Origin of the sequence: Lacticaseibacillus daqingensis, from assembly GCF_003946115.1 — a bacterium.
In the GTDB taxonomy this organism is placed as follows: domain Bacteria; phylum Bacillota; class Bacilli; order Lactobacillales; family Lactobacillaceae; genus Lacticaseibacillus; species Lacticaseibacillus daqingensis.
Map to the genome: position 1 here is coordinate 121,401 of NZ_RHOH01000004.1, position 17,357 is coordinate 138,757.

Sequence of the window (17,357 nt, forward strand, 5' to 3'; positions counted from 1 at the left end):
CGGGGACTGGTCATGCGGCCAGTCGGTAAAACGTTTTAATTATTAAGTGTTAAAACACCACGCCGCTTTCCAAGATGATGTTGCTGTATGGGGTCATCTCCCCGGTCCGGACAAACGCATGGCAGTTGGCCAGATCCTGTTTCATCGCACTGTGGGCGATGAACGTTACCGGCGTCTCCGGCAACCGCTGTTCGATCGCCGCCAGCATCGCCGGGTTTTGCGTCTTGATCTCTTCAGCCAAGTAGATGCGCTGCACTTCGAGCTCGCTGAGCACGTTGTCCAGCACCGCCATGAAGCTCGGCACCCCGTTGGTCACCGCGAGGTCGATTTTCTCGGTGGTCCGCGGCACCGGCATGCCGGCGTCGCCGATGCTCAGTTTGTCAAAATGTCCCATCTGCGCAATGACCCGGGACAGGTCGGAGTTGATCACACTAGTCTTCTTCATGATTGGCGGCCTCGATTTCTGCTTGATACGGGATGGACGGCTGTGCGCCAAAGCGCTGAACGGTCAGTGAGGAGGCACGGTTGGCGTAGGTGATCGCGGCTTCAAGGTTGCTGAAGTCCGGCGCCAGCACGCTGCTCATGGCCCCGATGAAAGTGTCACCGGCGGCGGTCGTGTCGACCGCCTTCACCTTGAACGCCGGAATGATACCACTGCGGCCGGCCACGTCGTAGTAGGCGCCCTTGCTGCCAACGGTGATGATCACCGCGGCGATCCCCAGCGCGTGCAGGGCTGCGGCGGCTTCATGCATGCTGGCCTCGGAGTCGATGTGGATCCCGGTCAGGATGGCCGTTTCGGTTTCATTCGGGACGATCAGGTCGCTGACCCGCAACAGCGCTTCCGGCACCTGCTTGAGCGCCGGCGCCGGGTTCAAAATGGTTTTGACCCCCGCCGTGTGCGCCAACTCAAAGGCCGCGATCGTGCTGTCCAGGTTACTTTCCAGCTGCGCGATGACGAAGTCGCTGGCGGCGATGGTGGCCGCGTGCTCGCGGACATCCGCCGGCGTGAAGGCGTTGTTCGCCCCTGCGTGGATCATAATGCTGTTTTCCCCGTGGTCGTCCACGATGATGTAGGCCTGGCCGGTCGCCTCTGCCACCGTCGCCACCCCGGCCAAGTCGATGGCCTCTTGGCCCATCAGCTGACGCATGGTCTTGCCAGCCTCATCTGCCCCCACCGCGCCGATGAAGGCGGTCTTAGCGCCGGAGCGGCGCGCGGCCACCGCCTGGTTCGCGCCTTTCCCGCCGCCTGCGGAAAAGATCTCCTTGGTGTGCATGGTTTCGCCCGGCTTGGGCATCTGGGTGACCCGAATGGTGCGATCGAGGTTGATACTGCCGATGACTGTCACTGTGTTCATGAATGTGCCGCCTTTCTGCGTTTGGTAAAACGTTTTAATTACACGTCATTAGAATAACGCATCAAGAAAACGATTACAAGGGTTTTGCGGAAAAACGTTTTACTAATTCGACTCCCAGCAATCGTTCCTCCCACACCTTGTCCGGCTGCGCGATGCGCGCCAGCAGCATTTCGGCCGTTGTGGCACCCAACGCCGTGATTGGCTGGGCGATCGTGGTCAGCTGCGGGGTCACGTACTCCGCCATCTCGGTGTCATCGTAGCCGATCACGCTATAATCTTCCGGCACACGTTTGCCGAGCTCGGCCAAGCCAAGGTACAACCCGAAGGCGATCTCGTCGTTGGCGGCAAATACCGCGGTGGCGTCGGTTTGGACCAGCGCCTTGGCCGCGGCGCGCCCACCTTGCTTCGACAGCTCCCCATCGATCTGCAAGGCATCTGGGAACACAGTCTGAAACCCAGCCAGGCGCCGCGCGATGTTGGCCGTCGGCGCGGCAGGCAGCACCATCGCCACGCGCTGGTGACCCAGTGCGGCCAGGTGCTCGGCGGCCAGCCGCCCGCCCTGCCGGTCATCGGTCAGCACCGCGTCCGCCGTACCGCTCGCCATTTTTTGGTCCAGCACGATGAACGGCCGCTGCTTTTCGCGCAACGTCTCACTGGCCACTGCCGCACTGGAAATGATGAAGCCATCCACCCCGCGGCGGGTCAGCTCATCGAGGTAGTCGCGTTCCTTGAGCCGGTCGTCGGCCCCATCACACAGCATCGTGATGTAGTTCGCCCGAAACAACACGGCCTCGATCCCGCGTAGGAGCTGGCCGAAAAACGGGTTCGTGATGTCTGGCACGATGACGCCGATGGTTTTGCTGTCCTTGGTGATCATCCGCTGGGCAAAATAGTCCGGCTCATAGCCCAGCTGATCCCGCGCCGCCCGCACGCGCGTAATCGTCTGAGGGGTGAAGCGCTTGGTTTTCCCGTTCAAGATCTGTGACACGGTGGCGATCGAGACCCCCGAGGCCTGCGCGACTTCCCTGATGGTCACTTTCTTCGTTGTCATGGCCGACTGCTCCTTTGTTCGCTTTGCCTTCAGTGTACCAAAAAAGCAGTCCCAATGACTGCTTTTGGGTGGCGCTTAGTAAAGTTCGAGGTACTGGTCGCGTTCCCATTCAGACACACTCTGACGGTATGCGGCCCATTCGAGGTCCTTGGAGTCCTTGAAACTCTGGTACAGGTGGGCGCCCAGCGCCTGCTTGACCACGTCGTCGTCTTCCAGCGCTTTGAGCGCGTTGTGCAACGTGGATGGCAGGTCCTGAATGTGGTTCGCCTTGCGTTCGGCGTCCTGCATCCGGTAAATGTTGCGGTCGATGGCTTCCTCTGGCGTCAGGCGGTTCTTCACGCCGTCGAGCCCGGCCTCTAGGATCGCTGCGATCGCGAGGTACGGATTCGCCGTTGGGTCTACGCTGCGTAGCTCCAACCGCTTGGACAGGCCCTTGCCGTTGGGCACCCGGACCAGCGGGCTGCGGTTCGTCCCCGACCATGCGATGTACACCGGCGCTTCAAACCCTGGCACCAGACGCTTGTAGGAGTTGACGGTCGGGTTATTGATGGCGGTCAATCCCCGCGCGTGCCGCAGCAACCCAGCCAGGAAGTGCAGCGCGTCATCAGACAGCCCGCTTTCGGCGGCCTCATCGTAAAAGACGTTGGCGTCATCCTTGAAAAGGCTCATGTTGATGTGCATCCCGCTCCCGTTGATGCCATGCAGCGGCTTTGGCATGAACGTCGCGTACAGCCCGTGCTTGCGGGCGATGGTCTTGACCACCAGCTTGAAGGTCTGAATGTTATCGGCCGCGGTCAACGCGTCCGCGTACTTAAAGTCGATTTCGTGCTGCCCCGGGGCCACTTCATGGTGGGAAGCTTCGACTTCAAAGCCCATCTTCTCCAGCTCCAAGACGATGTCGCGGCGGCAGTTTTCGCCCATGTCCAGGGGGGCAAAGTCGAAGTAGGAGCCCTTATCGTTCAGCTGCAGAGAAGGCTCGCCTTTTTCATCCAACTTGAAGAGGAAAAATTCCGGCTCCGGGCCGATGTTGAAGGCAGAATACCCGGCGGCCTTCATCTCGGCCACGATGCGGATCAGGTTGTTGCGAGGATCACCGGCGAACGGGCGGCCATCCGGCTCGTGCACGCTGCAGATCAGGCGGGCGATCTTGCCGTGGTCGTTTTCCCACGGGAACAGGAGCCATGTGTTCAGGTCCGGATACAGCATCATGTCACTTTCCTCGATGCGAACAAAGCCATCGATCGAGCTACCGTCGAAGGTCATCTTGTTGGCCAGCACCTTCTCCAGTTGCGAAACCGGCACCTCGACGTTTTTGATGATGCCGTTGATGTCCGTGAACATCAACCGAAGGAACTGGACGTTTTGCTCCTGAACGCTCGTGCGGATCATGTCTGCGGTGATCTGTTTCTTTGCCATCTTCAATTAGACTCCTTTGTGATATGTCTTAGCTGCGAAAACCAAAACCCTGACTCAAGGTGTGCCGGTCGTTTGGGTTCAAGCGACCTTGATTCATCAGTTCTTCACGCAACATCCGCCGTGCTTCCGAATCGCTGGTTTCCCGGCGGCGTGGGTGCCGAAGGGCGCGGATGTCTGCCAGTGAAAAGCCCGAAGCGAGCTGCTCGCGAATCTCAATCAACGCATCGATGTCCGTCAGCGAGTACAAGCGATGATTGCCTGCACTACGGGCCGGGTGAATCAATTCCTGCGTCTCGTAATAGCGAATCTGACGCGCGGTCAATTCCGTGAGCGCCATCACGGTACTGATGGGCAAAACGGGCCGCGTGCGCAACGCGCTGATCTCAGTCATGATCTGGCCCCCCTTCTAACGTGATTCAGTCTATCAATCACGTGAAAAGCTGTCAATCGCTGGTGTTAGCTAATCTAACACGTGCTGAAAAAGTTCCGCGAACCGAGGCCGCCGGCGTTTTAACCAACTGCGTTTCATTTTACCCAAATGCTGAATGACTTGCTAGCAAAAATCTTTCGCCTTATTCATTTTTTCTAATTAAACGAACAGCCACCTCAATGAGGTGGCTGACGGGTCTCACTTATTGAAGTAGGTTGCCTGGGCGGCGCCAATGATGCCCAGCTTCACATGGGCGTAGGTGAGCCCGCCCTGGATGTACAGGGTGTACGGCTCACGCAGCGGGCCATCCGCAGAGAACTCGATGGTCGCGCCGGACACGAAGTTCCCCGCTGCCATGATCACCTTGTCCTCGTAGCCGGTCATGTGCTCGGCGATCGGCGTCACGAACGAATCCACCGGTGAAAACTCCTGCACGGCCTTGGCGAACTTGGTCATGTCTTCGGGGTTGCCGAAGTTGGCGGTCTGAATGAGGTCGGTGCGTGGTGCATCCCACTTCGGGCTCACGTCCAGGCTAAGTGCCTCTAGCAAGGCCGCTTCGAAGACGGCGCCCTTGATGGCGTTGCCGGTCACGCTTGGGGCCAGGAAGAAGCCCTCATACATGTCCCAGAGGTTGCTGCCGGTAGCCCCTTCCGCACCCCCGATGCCCGGCACGGTCATGCGGTAGCTGACACGTTCCACCAAGTCCTTGCGCCCGACGATGTAGCCACCGGTTTTGGCGATACCACCCCCGGCGTTTTTGATCAGGGAGCCTGCCATCAGATCGGCGCCCACATCCAGCGGTTCAAGGCGTTCGGAGAATTCCCCGTAGGCGTTGTCCACGAAGATCCACACTGCCGGTGCCACCGCGCGCACAGCCTTGATCATTTCGGCGATCTTGGCCACCGTGAAGGAATCGCGGGTCGCATAGCCGCGGGAGCGCTGAATGCACACGACCTTCGTTTTGGCCGTGATGCGCTGCTGAATGGCGGGCAGGTCCGCGGACCCATCGGCGTTCAGCGGCACGTAGTCGCAAGCGATGCCGTACTCCTTGGCGCTGCCGATGCCGTTACCGGCCATGCCTAACACCTGTTGCAGCGTGTCATACGGCTCACCGGTGATGTACAACAGCTCGTCACCTGGGCGCACCAACCCAAGCTCCGCGACCCCGATCGTGTGCGTCCCCGAGACGAACTGGGGGCGCACCAAAGCGTCTTCACCGCCGAGCACCTCGGCGTAAATGGCTTCCAGCACATCGCGGCCCTGGTCGTCGTCTCCGTAGCCGGTGGTCCCGTTCAGGTAGCTTTCCGCCACGTTATGGTTGCGAAAGGCATTCAGCACCTTGGCCTGATTATCGAGGATCTGATCGTCCAGCTCGGCTAGGCGCGGCGCAATTTTGGCGTCCACCTCAGCCACTAATGCGACTAACTTGGGATCTAAATTATCTTTCCAACTCATTTTTATCCTCCATGGAATTCTTGGACCAGGCGTCAACCAACGCCGTGATCTCTGGTTGTATCTCAGGGTGCGCCAGCAGGTCGAACCAATGCGTCGGCATCTGGTGGCGGAAGTACGTCAGCTGACGCTTGGCATAGCGCCGCGAGTGTTGCTGGATCGCCGCCACGGCCGCGGCCAACGGGACCGTGCCCTGCACGTACGGCACCAGCTCCTTGTAGCCGATCGCCTGCAGGGCCTGGGCACTCGGTGGCACCGTTTTGAGCAACGTCTGCACTTCGGCCACCAACCCGGCGGCGATCATCTGGTTGACGCGCGCATCGATGCGCGCGTACAAGGCCGCGCGTTCAGTGGTCAGCCCCAGCACCAGCGCATTGTAGGCTGGTGTCGGGGGCGGCTGTTCCGACACTCGCACACCGGTGGTCTGAATCACCTCTAGCGCCCGAATCACCCGGCGCGTGTTGCCGACCGGGATCTTCGCCGCCGCCACCGGATCGACCGCGTTCAGCCGCGCCCACAGGTCTGCCGGCGCCGCTGTCTGCAGCTCAGTGCGTAGCGGCGTTGGCGGGGCCGCCCCCCCCAGCGGTAAGTCAAGCCGCAGGGCGTTCAGGTAAAACCCGGTGCCGCCAACGACGATGGGCAGCTTCCCGCGCGCCGTGATGGCAGTGATCGCCGCCTGGGCGCGCCGCTTGAACTGCACCACCGAAAACGGGTCGCTTGGCGCCACAATGTCGATCAGGTGGTGCGGTACCCCGGCCATCTCCGCCGCTGTGACTTTCGCCGTCCCGATATCCATCCCGCGGTAGACTTGATAGGCATCGCCGTTGATCACCTCGCCGTTAAATGCCTGCGCCAAACTGACTGCCAAGGCACTCTTGCCCGTGGCAGTCGGCCCACCGATCATCAAAATTTTGGTTTTAGGTTCGCTCTTATTCATTTCATCACCATTGATATAGTATACTGAATGCAGTACTATAATTCGACATCACGGAGGGGATTTTTATGAAGCACAAATTTTTGACCGGTTTCCTGCTGGGCACCGTGGCCACCATTGGCGCCGTTGCCGGGAGCGTGTTGACCTTCAAGAAGACCTACATCGAGCCCGTTGAGACCAAGGTTGAAGAGATCAACGACAACCGCAAAAAAGCCAACCGTAAGCGCCACGGCGCACACATGGGCTAATCAAAAAGACCGGCAAGCCGCCGGTCTTTTTTGTTACTTCTTCTTTGTCTTGCCGGACCAGTTATCGTAGCCGCCCTTGAGGAAGTACAAGGCGGTAAAACCATCCTTTTTCATCTTCGTGGCGGCGCGGACGGACATCTGCCCGGTGAAGTCATACATGTACACCGGCAGATCCTTGCGCAACTCGCCCATGCGCGACTTCAAGACCGTATACGGTAGGTTACGCGCCCCCAGGATGTGGCCCGAGTCAAAGTCCTTCTTCTCGCGCAAGTCGATGATCTGCGCCTTACGCATCGTTTTTTCGAAGTCTTCCGGCGTCAATTCGCCCCCAACGGCCTTGAGCCGCGACTTTTGCCACTGGGTGAAGCCCCATGACCCGGCCCAGAAAATTAGCCCCAGGCCCAGTAAAATAATCAGATATTGAACCACACTTATCGCTCCTTAACCAACGCACCAAATGCGTGCTTGCTTGTCATTAATTGTCTTAGCGGGCCAGACTAGCGGCCCCGATCACGCCGGCCGTGTTGCCCAGCGTCGCCAAGCGCAGGTGCGTGGTGTTGCGGACGTTCGGGAAGACGAAGGACTGGAAGTACTTGTTGACACGGGTCAGCAGGAAGTCGCCAGCGGCACTGACGCCCCCACCGATCAGAATGTATTCCGGGTTGAGCATGTTGCCGATGTTGCCGAGGCCAAAGCCGAGGTAGTAAGCCACCTTGTCCACGATCATCAGCGCCAGCTTGTCGCCTTCCTGCGCACAATCGAAGACGATCTTGGAGGAAATATCATCGCCGTCATCCAGGATCTGCTTGAGCTTGGAGTCACCCGCAAACTCTTCGGCCATGTCGCGCGCCACGCGCACCACACCGGTGGCACTGGCCACAGTTTCCAAGCAGCCGCGCTTGCCGCAGGTGCATTCGTAGCCATCCGGGTCAACGGTCACATGTCCGACCTCACCGGCAGAACCGGCGATCCCGTGCAACAGATGCCCGTCAGCGATGATCCCGCCGCCGATCCCGGTGCCAAGGGCCACCAAGGTCACGTTGCTGGACTTGTCGCCCGCGCCCTTCCACTGCTCGCCCATCGCCGCCACGTTGACATCGTTATCCACGTAAAACGGAATGCCGGTGGCCTTTTCGATGTCGCGCTTTGGGTGCTGCAGGGTCTTCCAGTTCAGGTTGTAGGCGCCGATGACCGTGCCTTGAGCCAAATCGACCGTCCCCGGGGTCCCCATGCCGATCCCTTGGAAGTCTGCCGCCGTCATGTTGTACAGCTTCAGGTGGTCAAGGATCGAGGCAATGATGTCGGGGATGATGTGGCTCCCTTCGTCAAGGATGTTGGTGTCGATGCTCCAACGCTGTTGAATCTCGCCATCCGCGGTCGTGATTGCAAACTTACAGGTTGTGCCGCCCAAGTCGACACCGATCAGCTTCTTGTCAGTCATCAATTTTTCCTCCGTCAAAATGGATTAGGGGTTGTTTCTGTTCTTGTTCATGCGCGTGGCGTAGGACGATTTTGGCCGTCGCATAAGTCTTGTCGTCGATCAGACTGGCCTGGTGCAGCCGGTCGATTTCCACCGCTGCCAACTCAATGTCCCAAAGCCGCTTGCCCACGTGAATATAAGTGCCGTACTGCTTGAGGAGCTGCAACACATCGTAGTAAGTCTTCATCAGCCCACCCGCATCATGCCCACATGCAGGAGGGCGACCAGCGCCACCACCAGCAAAATACCGGCAACGGCCTGTTTGGCCCGTGGCATGGGCCCGAGTTTTGGCGCGCCAACCAGCCCAGCGATCAACACTCCGCCGATCAACCCACCGATGTGGCCGAAGATGTCGACCCCGCCGGAAAACAGGTTGAAAAACAGGTTCAGGACCGCCATGGTCAGAAACTGTCGAGACAGCTGCATGATCACGCCGTTATGCCGGTAAGTGTCCCCCAGCATCAAGAATGCACCCATCAGGCCGAAAATGGCGGTGGAGGCACCGGCCGCCAACGCCTCTGGGTTGAAGACAAAGCTCGCGACGTTACCCGCGACCCCAGACACCAGATAAATCGCCAAGAAGCGCCAGTGCCCAAAGATCTTCTCCGTGATCTCGCCCAGAAAGTACAGCGACACCGCGTTCACCGCCAGATGCATCACCCCAATGTGCAGAAACATCGGCGTGAAGAAGCGCCACCACTGCCCCGCATAAATGGCGGGATTGTAACGCGCGCCGAGTTGCAAGAGGACATAACTGTTTGTGCTGCCCCCCGCCAGCGTCTCAATCAAAAACATAATGACGGTCACACCCAGCAAGGCGTACGTGACAAAGGGAATATTCTCGTACCGAGTCCGCCAGTAAGGATTATGCATAAAGGCTCCTTTCGATTAAAGCAGGGCGTAAACCAGCGCAACGCACAGCGTCCTTAACCAGTCAGCTAGCCGCGCAAGGGGGCTTGGGGCGTCTTTGGCCCCAAGTGCCCTGGCGATGCTGCGCGGCGCGCGACGAAACCAGAGCAACGCAGGCTACACCTAGTCGCGGCATGCCACTTATGCCCGGCACTCAGCCACCATGCCGCCAAAACGCGCGCCGCCCCGTCCAGGTCGATTAACCAGACCTGTGACGGGGCGCGCAGAATCGCTCGAACTGCTTGCGTGACCGCCAACGGCGCACGCATGCTCAAAAACCAAAAACCATTTCCCCTACAACCGGGTCGACCCCAGTTTTCATCCTATAGTGTAGCATCTTTTGAATACGCTGCCTAGTTGATGTTGTACGCATCGGCGTTATAGCCCGCCTCAGGTTGGATGTCGTTGATTGTGTAGTAATCCTGGAACATCTGCTTGGCAATATCCTTGGCGTAATCGGTCATCTTGGACAGGTTCGGCACGACCACCGCAATGGCCACTTGCGGGTCCTTGGCAGGCGCAAAGCCGATGAAGCTTTGGGTGATAGTTTCGACTTGGGTGGAAGTGCTGTCGTCCGGATCAACCCGCGCAAAACTTTCGGCCGTCCCAGTTTTCCCGGCGACCCCAGGGTTTAACGTGCTCAAAGCCCGCCCGGTCGACCAGCCACTGGTGCCGTGAATCACCTGCCACATCCCCAGCTTGACCAAGTCGATCTGGTCTTGGCTGTTCTTGATTTTACTGAGCACCGTCGGGGTCGTCGTCTGAACCACCGGCCCCGCGCTGCCATCGCTCAGCGTCTTGCTGATGCTTTGGACCACGTACGGCTTCATGCGGTAGCCATTATTGGCAACGGTCGCAGCATACTGCGCCTCTTGAATCAGAGTATACGGATCGTAGTTCCCGTAAGACATATCGAGCGCCGACCCAACGGCCAGCTGGCCGTACTCGTTGTGCTCGGCCCCGGGCACCCCCAGCACTTCGCCCGGCAGGTCGATCCCGGTCTTGACGCCTAGCCCGAATTGGTTGAAGTAGCCGCGCATCTTGGTGAAAATGTTCTCATTCAACCGCAGCGACTGCCCCGGGACGTAGGTGTTTTCGCCGCCACCTTCCTTGATCGCCAGCCACATCATGTACATGTTAGACGAGCGCTCCAGCGCCTGCACTGCGGTCAAGCTAGCGAAGGTGCCCAGCGGGTAGTCAGACTTTTTGACCGGCGTGCCACGCAGGTAAATCGCGGTGTCGGCCTGAGTGTTGTTGGTCGTGGTGATGACCCCGTCCTGTAAGGCCCCCAGCACCATCGCCGGCTTGGCGATCGACCCCATGACGAAGGTCCGGTTGATCGGCCCCAGCGCGTCATCCGTCACCTGGCCGGTCTTGACGTTGTGCTGACGCCCTGCGATCGCCAGGAGTGCGCCGGTTTTCGGATTGATCGCCACCGCGTACGCACCATCTGACAGACTGGCATGGCCATTGGCTAAGGCTTGATTGAAGACGTTTGTGACCGTTTCCTGCACCTTGGCCTGATACGCGGAATCGATCGTCAGGTTGAGGTTGTCACCCTGTGCCCCCTTAAAGTCGACGATTTGGTTGACGATGTTATTGCTGTTACCGATTTCCACCTGCGTGCGACTCTTAGCGCCTTTGAGGATATTCTCGTAGGCCTTTTCCAGGTAACTGGTCCCCACGCGGTCGTTGCGCGCGTAACCGTTGGCCAGGTAGGCGTTGACGCTTTCCTCTGGCAGTCCCGCCTTTTCAGTTGACACCGTGCCGATGATGCCGCTCATGGAAGTGCCATTCGGGTAAGTGCGCGACCAGTTGGTGCCGAGGTTGATGCCCGGCATCTTGGTCAGGTTCTCCCCCACGGACGCGACCTCTGCCTCGGTCACATCCGCATCCTTCACATACACCGTGGTCAGCTGCGAGGCGCCGTTGAGCTTCTTGAAGATCATGATCGCCTCTTGCTCATGGTCGGAGTAGGCCGGCAAATGTTTTTCGGCATAGGCGCGCGCGGCCTTGTACTGCGCGCTGGTATCCGTGCTTTTTTGCATACTGAGCGGCAACTTCGCCAGCACCGCCTTGGTGACAGCCTCATCCGCGAGGTAGTAGTCCGCCATGTCGCCCTTGCTGAGGTTCTCAACGGGCACGGTGATGTACTTGGCCAGGGTATCCGCCGTCTTGCGCATCTGCTTAGCGGTCACGCCCAGTCCCTTGGTGTACACGATGGCGCTGTTGGCCTGATTGGCCACCAACTCGCGCCCCTGGCTATCATAGATCTGCCCGCGGGGAACGCTTCCTGTCACCACGGCAGAACCCGTACTGTCGACGTCGGCCTTGAAGCGCTCACCATTCATGATCTGTAAGTAGGCCAGCTGCGCCACCAGCGCAGCGAGCAACACAAACACAAAGAAGAACAGCAGGTTCAGTCGAAACGGAATGTGCGACCGCTCTCGCTTCGGTTTTGGTGTGCGGATATATTTCAAGACAGCGTCCCCTTTGAATGAATTCTTCTCGAGTGTAGCAAAATCCGTGAACAAACGCCACGGCTCATTATCTGTATGTTATATTATTCCTAATCAATTAAAAGCCCCAGTCCGTGAGCTTAACGGTTTTTTAGCACCCAGTTCAGACGCCGCATCATGCGGCCGCCGACACTGGTTCCTTGCCTCAAGCGGACGAGCTTAACCCAAGAAAGGAGCGGTCAGATGCGCGTCATTCGTTTCATCCAACGTCATGCACTGTGGGCCGCTGCCCTCACGCCCGTCTTGATCATGGCAGGCTACTTCATCGCCATCCGCGTCTTCCCGTTCGGCAACAACAGCCTATTGACCGTCGACTTAGGCCAGCAGTACATCGATTTTTACAGCTACTGGCGCCAGACGGTCCTCGGCCATCCGGGTCAGTTTTTCTACGCGTTCAACAAAGACCTCGGCGGTGACATGCTTGGCACGTTTGCCTACTATCTGATGAGTCCGTTCAACGTCATCCTCCTGTTGTTCCCTAAAACTGCGCTGGACCTGGCCATCACCGTGATGACGCTGGCCAAGTACGGCGCGGCCGGGCTGGGGATGGGCCTGTACCTACGGGCCCACCGCGCCCAAGGCGGCTGGCTGATCGGCCTCAGCACCATCTATGCGCTGTCCGGTTGGATGATCGCCAATCAGCTCAACGTCATGTGGCTGGATGCTGCCGCCTTTTTGCCGCTGGTAGCGCTGGGCGTGGACCGGCTGATCCGCCGCGGCCGGCTGGCCGGTTACGCCATTTGGCTGGCGGTGGCGCTCATCAGTAACTACTACATGGGCTACATGATCTGCCTGTTCATTATCGGCTACTTCGGGTTTCGCCTGGTGGCCAGCCGCCAACGGGGCCGGCAGCGCTGGGTCACCATCGGCCGCTTCGCAGGGGGGAGCCTGCTAGCCGGGGCCTTGGCCGCTTGGCTACTGCTACCCACCTTCTTTCAGCTGACCCAAAGCAAGGGCACCTACACCGTCACCAAGATCACCTGGAAGCTAGCCGCCGATCCGGTCAAGTTGCTCGGAAAATTCTTTGCCGGTTCGTTTTCCTTTGACCAGATGCCCAGCGGTGAGGCCAACATCTTCGTTGGCAGCGTGGTGCTGATCGGAGCTTGCCTCTACTTCTTCAACCGCCAGTACTGCTGGCAGGAGCGTCTGTTTGCTGCCGGGTGGACCGCCTTTTTGTTCCTGTCAGTGATGGTGGATCCCCTCAACCTGCTGTGGCACGCCGGGCAGTTCCCGGTGTGGTACCCGTACCGGTTCTCATTTGTCATCGTCTTTTGGTTGGTCATGCTGGCCTGGCGCGAGCTGCGCCCCCTACCAACCGGGCTGTCCGCGCGCCAGCTGATCGCACTGTTGATCGTCACCCTCGGCTTGAATGGCTACGTGTTCCTGCGCGCAACGGATTACCCATACCTGTCCACCGAGCAGATCGCGCTGACCTTTTTGGTCAGTCTCGCCAGCCTGGTGGTGCTCACCGTCCGGGCCGACAAGCGGCCCATGAGCGGTGTGTTAATCGCGTTGTTGCTGTGTTTTGACGCAGGCAGCAACGCCGTGGTCACACTGAATCAGCTGGCCTATGTCAGCCACCATGACTACCACACCTACACCGAGACCCTGCGCGCCGGTGTCACCAAGCTCACGCCGATCGTGGGCGCCGATACGCGCATCGGCAAAACGGTGCTGCGAACCAAAAATGATGCCATGCAGGTCGGCTACTTTGGCACCGACCAGTTCACCTCGCTGATGGAACCGGCCATGCCAAAGTTCTTCGGCGCGATCGGCCAGGCGGCTGGGGATGGGTTCGTCGCCTACACAAACGGGACGCTGCTGACCGATGGGCTTTTAGACATCGGTGGGTGGCTCTCCCCCCGACTGGACAACACGTCCGCCGCCTTTTTGCCGCAAGTCTCCGCCCGCCCTGACTTGCTGCGCTATGACAAAGTGGGCCAGACCCAAAGCTTGGCGCTGTACCGCAACCCTTACACCGTTGGCCTCGGGTTTGAAGCCAGCCAGCAGATCCTCGGCACCGTTTTGAACGAGGACATGCCCACCGCCAACCTTGAGCGGCTGATGGCCGGGCTGTTCGGCACCCCGGTCACGAACTATTTCTCCGTCATGGAGCTATCCGCGCCGACCCTCACCGGGGTCAAGCAAACCGGTGACGTGATCACCAAGAGCCTAGGCAAAACGCACACGGTCAGCTACAGCTTCACAGCCGACACAACGGATCCAATTTACCTCCAAATCGGGGCCAACTTCACCGATGGGCTGGTCAGCCTCAGCCAGGATGGGCACGTCATTCCCATCTACGATACATTTCGAGACAACCTGCTGCTGAACGTCACGCCAAGTCAACCGGGTAAGCCAACCACCTTAACGTTCACGCTCAATAAGGACTCCGCCGACTTCGGCAATCTGCAGCTATTTGAACTGGACCAGGCCAAAGCCATTTCGGCCCTGTACAGCCTGAAGCACAAAAGCTGGCACATCAAGTCACGCGGCGACCGCAGCCTAGTCGCGACCATCGACATGGTGTCCAACTATGATCTGGTGATGACCACCATCCCCGCCGCGCCCGGCTGGCACGCCAAGGTTGACGGTCAGCCCGTCAAGACGCAACTGGCCGCCGAAACCTTCCTGGCGATTCCAGTCAAAGAGGGCCACCACACGATCCAGCTCACCTACACGCCGCCATACTTCTGGCTCGGGGTCCTGCTCAGCAGCCTCACCGCCGCCCTCGCCCTGCCCCTTTGGCTCCGGCGGCCCACCGGTCGGCACACCGCGCCACGGCGGCAAATTCGCCACTAAAACAGCCTATCGCCAGTCGACATGTCCTGCCGTTCTGTAAAGAACTGCGTCATGCCGGCCTGCGATAGGCTGTTTGCGTTGGGTTCAGCGCCGCTCGGTCAGCAACTGCGTTTGAATGAGGCGCACCACCTGCGGGTTCGTGGTCAAATCGCTGTGACTTGCGTCCGCGCCCGTCACCGTGGTTTGGGTAAAGTGCTGCACCTGACCCTGAAAGACATACCGCCCCGCCTCAACGCTGGCCAGCGGTACGGTGCCGTCCCCGGTCATCGTCTGCGTGCCCGCCACCGAGTCCACGATCAACGTTTTCGGCAACTTTTGCCGGTCGGCCAACAGATCCACGAGCAGCGCCGTCCGGTTTTGCCGCGAGGACTCCGCCAAGTTGAACGGCGTCCCCAGGGTCATCAGGTGCTGCATTGCCAGACTGGCAGGCGCCTTGCGCTCCAAGTACAGCGTCCAGACCAGGCCCCCGTTGCTGTGCCCGACCCCGCTGTAGTGCGTAAACCCGTACCGTTTTTGCAGGTCACGCATCGCCGTGGCCAGCCAGCCGGCCTGTTTTTGAATCGTTGGGTAACCGTCGCGGTTGTCGGCGAACGCGATCACGATGAACGGCTGGCGATCACCGGCCCGCAACCGGCCGCTCAAGGCCAGCTTGCCGGCTGCGCTAACGGTCACCTTGAGCACACTATGCGCCTGAGCCCGTGTTGTCGGCCCTGCCTGGGTGAGCGCCGCGAACAAGGCGTCAAAGCGGTCCTGAGTGGCCGAGCTGCCGGGCACAAAAATGATCGGCATGATCGCGTTGCGTTCGGCAAGGCGTCGATGCTGCACACTGGTTTGCATCCAGCGCCCTGCCGGCAACCAAAGCCCGAGCATCAGGACACCCGCGAACACAACGGCTAATCCCGCTTTAAGCCATTTCATTGTCTCGAGCCTCCTTCAGGGCGCGGGTCACAAACGGCCAGTAGCCGGCCACGGCCAGCCCGAGCGCCACAAGCGCCACGCCCAGCGTGCGCCAATCACCGTTTGTCGCCAGCCAAGCGCCCAACAGCGGTGGTGTCGTGGCCGGCACAGGGAAAACCGCCGGCGGCATCAGGTGCCCCCACAAAGCGATGGCGTACCACGCTTGAATCATCAGCGGTACGCCGAGCATCGGTGCCAAAAGCCACGGATTCAGCATCGCCGGCACTGCCAGCAGTGCGGTGGTCGGCAGGTTCACAACGGTCGGCAGCAATAGCCCCCACGCCACTCGCCGTCGCTTCAGCAGCAGCACCACCACTAGCGCCAGCAGTGCCCCGCCGCCACCCATCGCGGCCAGCGGGAGAAACACCGTGCTGAAGGTGACGGGTCGCGGCACCCCGCTCAAGTTCTGATGGCTGAGTGCGTAAGCGAGATTTGTGGCAGCGTTTGGGTCGGCGGTCGGCTGGCTGATAATAGCACCGCCCAGCCACGTGAGCCCACCGGAAAGCCAAGCCCACCAGGCGTTCGGCACCGCCAACTGCCACCAGAAGCGCAGCTGACTCAGCCCCTGGGCCAGGCCAAACGCCCCGAACACCCCGCCGGCGCCCAGACTCCACGCGTGTGCCCGCGCGACTGGAAGCCGGCTGAAGGCGGCCCAGCCAGTCGCCAGCACGATTGCCATGAACACGCGCAAGGGCCCACTGGTTGCCAGCACTACGGTTTCCCCTCGCAGGTTGATCGCCATCGCAAGCTGACTCGCGGCTGCGAGCCAAGGCGCGCTGGGCGCAACCGTCAGCGCGGTCGCGACCCTAGCGGCCACCACCAGGCTCAATGCCAGCCACAGAAGGCTGTCCAGCGCCGGCCAAACTGACCGCAGGGGCCACTGTAGCCCGTACAGTTGGGTCAAAAACCCGTCGCGCCGAATGGCGGCCTGGTAAATCGCGTCTAGCCCGCCCACCACAAGAATCAGTGGCCGCAGGGTCACGAGCGCCTGTGCGAGTCGCTGCCGCCATGCTCGGAATCGCCGCATCATCTGGGTCGCCTCCTAACGCGCCAAAAATACCAAGCGGGTCGCGTCAGATCGCTCTGGCGCAAACACGTAGTCCGGGGCATCAAACTCGGCCACCTGTGCGAGCGTCGTCACGGCCTGCTCGGCCAAATAACGCACCATGGCGCCGCGAGCCATCTTGGCGCGCGTGGCCGCCGTTTTTACCCGGCCATCCACTAGCCGCCCGAACACCACGTCAATGAGCTGCTCACCGGGCTGCAGGTACGGGCGAATCGCCTGCGCGTACTCCTTGGACGCCAAGTTCAACACCGGCGCGCGAAAATCCAGCGCGTCATGCAACCGCTGGCCCCAAAACGCGTAGAGATCCGGTGTCGGCAGCCCCGGCACACGACTTTTCATCTCCAGGCGGTACGGCACGATGCCATCAAACGGCCGTAAAATCCCGTAAAACGCCGAAAGGATCCGTAAATTGGCCTGCAAGTACCGCAACCCAGGAGCCGTCAAGAGCCCCGGTGCCATGTACTGATACTGAATGCCCACGTAACTCATAACTGCCGGCGTCAGTGGGCCCGCAATCGTCAGCGCCTGCAACTGCGCGTACGCCGTTGCCGCCAGGCGATCGCTACACTGCCACATCGTCTGCGCCGCAACCGGCGAAAGCGCGCGCAAGTAAGTGAGCAGCGCGGTGGTTTCGGGCAGGTAGGCCGGCTGGCTCTGGGGTAAAAACGCCTCTGTGTCAACGACCATCTTCTTGGCCGGCGCAATAATCATTTGCATTCACGCAACCTCCCCAACTCA

At 60.0% G+C, this 17,357-nt stretch carries 17 protein-coding genes; 2 read left to right on the forward strand and 15 right to left on the reverse strand.

Going from position 1 to position 17,357, the window contains the following annotated elements; all coding sequences use genetic code 11:
- Positions 1 to 49 precede the first annotated feature (49 nt).
- The 7 genes from rbsD to miaA all read right to left on the reverse strand — a co-directional run bounded on the left by rbsD (position 50) and on the right by miaA (position 6,641).
- A complete protein-coding gene (gene rbsD / locus EKM88_RS06750) occupies positions 50 to 445 on the reverse strand; it encodes a D-ribose pyranase (RefSeq protein ID WP_125704485.1) in 396 nt (131 codons plus the stop codon).
- Positions 432 to 1,355 carry a ribokinase gene (gene rbsK / locus EKM88_RS06755; RefSeq protein WP_125704487.1) on the reverse strand — a complete coding sequence of 308 codons (924 nt, stop codon included), beginning with the start codon at positions 1,353 to 1,355 and terminating at the stop codon, positions 432 to 434. Before rbsK ends, rbsD begins: the two co-directional genes overlap by 14 nt.
- Positions 1,356 to 1,428: 73 nt before the next feature.
- Positions 1,429 to 2,406, reverse strand: coding sequence for a ribose utilization transcriptional repressor RbsR (gene rbsR, locus EKM88_RS06760; RefSeq protein WP_125704489.1), 978 nt, complete (start codon positions 2,404 to 2,406; stop codon positions 1,429 to 1,431).
- Positions 2,407 to 2,481: 75 nt separating this feature from the next.
- Positions 2,482 to 3,822, reverse strand: coding sequence for a type I glutamate--ammonia ligase (gene glnA, locus EKM88_RS06765; RefSeq protein ID WP_125704491.1), 1,341 nt, complete (start codon positions 3,820 to 3,822; stop codon positions 2,482 to 2,484).
- A 28-nt stretch (positions 3,823 to 3,850) separates the two neighbouring features.
- Positions 3,851 to 4,213, reverse strand: a complete 363-nt coding sequence (locus EKM88_RS06770) for a MerR family transcriptional regulator (RefSeq protein ID WP_125704494.1) — start codon at positions 4,211 to 4,213, stop codon at positions 3,851 to 3,853.
- Positions 4,214 to 4,450: 237 nt separating this feature from the next.
- Positions 4,451 to 5,707: a methionine gamma-lyase family protein gene (locus EKM88_RS06775; RefSeq protein WP_125704496.1), complete on the reverse strand. Its 1,257-nt coding sequence runs from the start codon at positions 5,705 to 5,707 to the stop codon at positions 4,451 to 4,453.
- Positions 5,691 to 6,641, reverse strand: coding sequence for a tRNA (adenosine(37)-N6)-dimethylallyltransferase MiaA (gene miaA / locus EKM88_RS06780; RefSeq protein ID WP_125704498.1), 951 nt, complete (start codon positions 6,639 to 6,641; stop codon positions 5,691 to 5,693). The genes EKM88_RS06775 and miaA overlap by 17 nt, the downstream gene beginning before the upstream one ends.
- Before the next feature lie 65 nt (positions 6,642 to 6,706).
- On the opposite strand from miaA, the gene EKM88_RS06785 reads away from it, so the two are divergent.
- The gene (locus EKM88_RS06785) at positions 6,707 to 6,886 is read left to right on the forward strand and encodes a DUF3042 family protein (protein WP_125704500.1); all 180 of its coding nucleotides are present in this window, start codon (positions 6,707 to 6,709) and stop codon (positions 6,884 to 6,886) included.
- Positions 6,887 to 6,919: 33 nt separating this feature from the next.
- On the opposite strand, the gene EKM88_RS06790 is transcribed toward EKM88_RS06785, so the two are convergent.
- From EKM88_RS06790 to EKM88_RS06810, 5 genes are all read right to left on the reverse strand, one after another.
- Entirely contained in the window at positions 6,920 to 7,315 is a 396-nt protein-coding gene (locus tag EKM88_RS06790; RefSeq protein WP_125704502.1) for a rhodanese-like domain-containing protein, read from the reverse strand.
- 55 nt (positions 7,316 to 7,370) lie between these two features.
- Complete coding sequence (locus EKM88_RS06795) at positions 7,371 to 8,327, reverse strand: ROK family glucokinase (protein ID WP_125704504.1); 957 nt, start codon at positions 8,325 to 8,327, stop codon at positions 7,371 to 7,373.
- Complete coding sequence (locus EKM88_RS06800) at positions 8,320 to 8,553, reverse strand: YqgQ family protein (RefSeq protein WP_125704506.1); 234 nt, start codon at positions 8,551 to 8,553, stop codon at positions 8,320 to 8,322. Before EKM88_RS06800 ends, EKM88_RS06795 begins: the two co-directional genes overlap by 8 nt.
- Positions 8,553 to 9,239, reverse strand: a complete 687-nt coding sequence (locus EKM88_RS06805) for a rhomboid family intramembrane serine protease (RefSeq protein ID WP_125704508.1) — start codon at positions 9,237 to 9,239, stop codon at positions 8,553 to 8,555. The genes EKM88_RS06800 and EKM88_RS06805 overlap by 1 nt, the downstream gene beginning before the upstream one ends.
- Before the next feature lie 389 nt (positions 9,240 to 9,628).
- Positions 9,629 to 11,755: a peptidoglycan D,D-transpeptidase FtsI family protein gene (locus tag EKM88_RS06810; RefSeq protein ID WP_125704510.1), complete on the reverse strand. Its 2,127-nt coding sequence runs from the start codon at positions 11,753 to 11,755 to the stop codon at positions 9,629 to 9,631.
- Positions 11,756 to 11,977: 222 nt separating this feature from the next.
- On the opposite strand from EKM88_RS06810, the gene EKM88_RS06815 reads away from it, so the two are divergent.
- Entirely contained in the window at positions 11,978 to 14,596 is a 2,619-nt protein-coding gene (locus EKM88_RS06815) for a YfhO family protein (RefSeq protein WP_164512030.1), read from the forward strand.
- Between the two features lie 84 nt (positions 14,597 to 14,680).
- On the opposite strand, the gene EKM88_RS06820 is transcribed toward EKM88_RS06815, so the two are convergent.
- From EKM88_RS06820 to yaaA, 3 genes are read right to left on the reverse strand one after another with little or no spacing between them, the layout of a single operon-like run.
- Positions 14,681 to 15,514: an alpha/beta hydrolase gene (locus tag EKM88_RS06820; RefSeq protein ID WP_125704515.1), complete on the reverse strand. Its 834-nt coding sequence runs from the start codon at positions 15,512 to 15,514 to the stop codon at positions 14,681 to 14,683.
- On the reverse strand, positions 15,501 to 16,583 hold the full coding sequence (locus tag EKM88_RS06825) for a hypothetical protein (RefSeq protein WP_125704517.1): 1,083 nt from the start codon (positions 16,581 to 16,583) through the stop codon (positions 15,501 to 15,503). Before EKM88_RS06825 ends, EKM88_RS06820 begins: the two co-directional genes overlap by 14 nt.
- A 12-nt stretch (positions 16,584 to 16,595) precedes the next feature.
- Positions 16,596 to 17,336 carry a peroxide stress protein YaaA gene (gene yaaA, locus EKM88_RS06830; protein WP_125704519.1) on the reverse strand — a complete coding sequence of 247 codons (741 nt, stop codon included), beginning with the start codon at positions 17,334 to 17,336 and terminating at the stop codon, positions 16,596 to 16,598.
- Positions 17,337 to 17,357: the final 21 nt, after the last annotated feature.

What these genes read in the sequence shown, in the direction of transcription:
- rbsD (WP_125704485.1), bottom strand. Translation starts at nt 445, where the DNA reads ATGAAGAAGACTAGTGTGATCAACTCCGACCTGTCCCGGGTCATTGCG.
- EKM88_RS06820 (WP_125704515.1), bottom strand. Translation starts at nt 15,514, where the DNA reads ATGAAATGGCTTAAAGCGGGATTAGCCGTTGTGTTCGCGGGTGTCCTG.
- glnA (WP_125704491.1), bottom strand. Translation starts at nt 3,822, where the DNA reads ATGGCAAAGAAACAGATCACCGCAGACATGATCCGCACGAGCGTTCAG.
- miaA (WP_125704498.1), bottom strand. Translation starts at nt 6,641, where the DNA reads ATGAATAAGAGCGAACCTAAAACCAAAATTTTGATGATCGGTGGGCCG.
- EKM88_RS06795 (WP_125704504.1), bottom strand. Translation starts at nt 8,327, where the DNA reads ATGACTGACAAGAAGCTGATCGGTGTCGACTTGGGCGGCACAACCTGT.
- EKM88_RS06785 (WP_125704500.1), top strand. Translation starts at nt 6,707, where the DNA reads ATGAAGCACAAATTTTTGACCGGTTTCCTGCTGGGCACCGTGGCCACC.
- EKM88_RS06825 (WP_125704517.1), bottom strand. Translation starts at nt 16,583, where the DNA reads ATGATGCGGCGATTCCGAGCATGGCGGCAGCGACTCGCACAGGCGCTC.
- rbsR (WP_125704489.1), bottom strand. Translation starts at nt 2,406, where the DNA reads ATGACAACGAAGAAAGTGACCATCAGGGAAGTCGCGCAGGCCTCGGGG.
- EKM88_RS06800 (WP_125704506.1), bottom strand. Translation starts at nt 8,553, where the DNA reads ATGAAGACTTACTACGATGTGTTGCAGCTCCTCAAGCAGTACGGCACT.
- EKM88_RS06815 (WP_164512030.1), top strand. Translation starts at nt 11,978, where the DNA reads ATGCGCGTCATTCGTTTCATCCAACGTCATGCACTGTGGGCCGCTGCC.
- yaaA (WP_125704519.1), bottom strand. Translation starts at nt 17,336, where the DNA reads ATGCAAATGATTATTGCGCCGGCCAAGAAGATGGTCGTTGACACAGAG.
- EKM88_RS06775 (WP_125704496.1), bottom strand. Translation starts at nt 5,707, where the DNA reads ATGAGTTGGAAAGATAATTTAGATCCCAAGTTAGTCGCATTAGTGGCT.
- rbsK (WP_125704487.1), bottom strand. Translation starts at nt 1,355, where the DNA reads ATGAACACAGTGACAGTCATCGGCAGTATCAACCTCGATCGCACCATT.
- EKM88_RS06770 (WP_125704494.1), bottom strand. Translation starts at nt 4,213, where the DNA reads ATGACTGAGATCAGCGCGTTGCGCACGCGGCCCGTTTTGCCCATCAGT.
- EKM88_RS06805 (WP_125704508.1), bottom strand. Translation starts at nt 9,239, where the DNA reads ATGCATAATCCTTACTGGCGGACTCGGTACGAGAATATTCCCTTTGTC.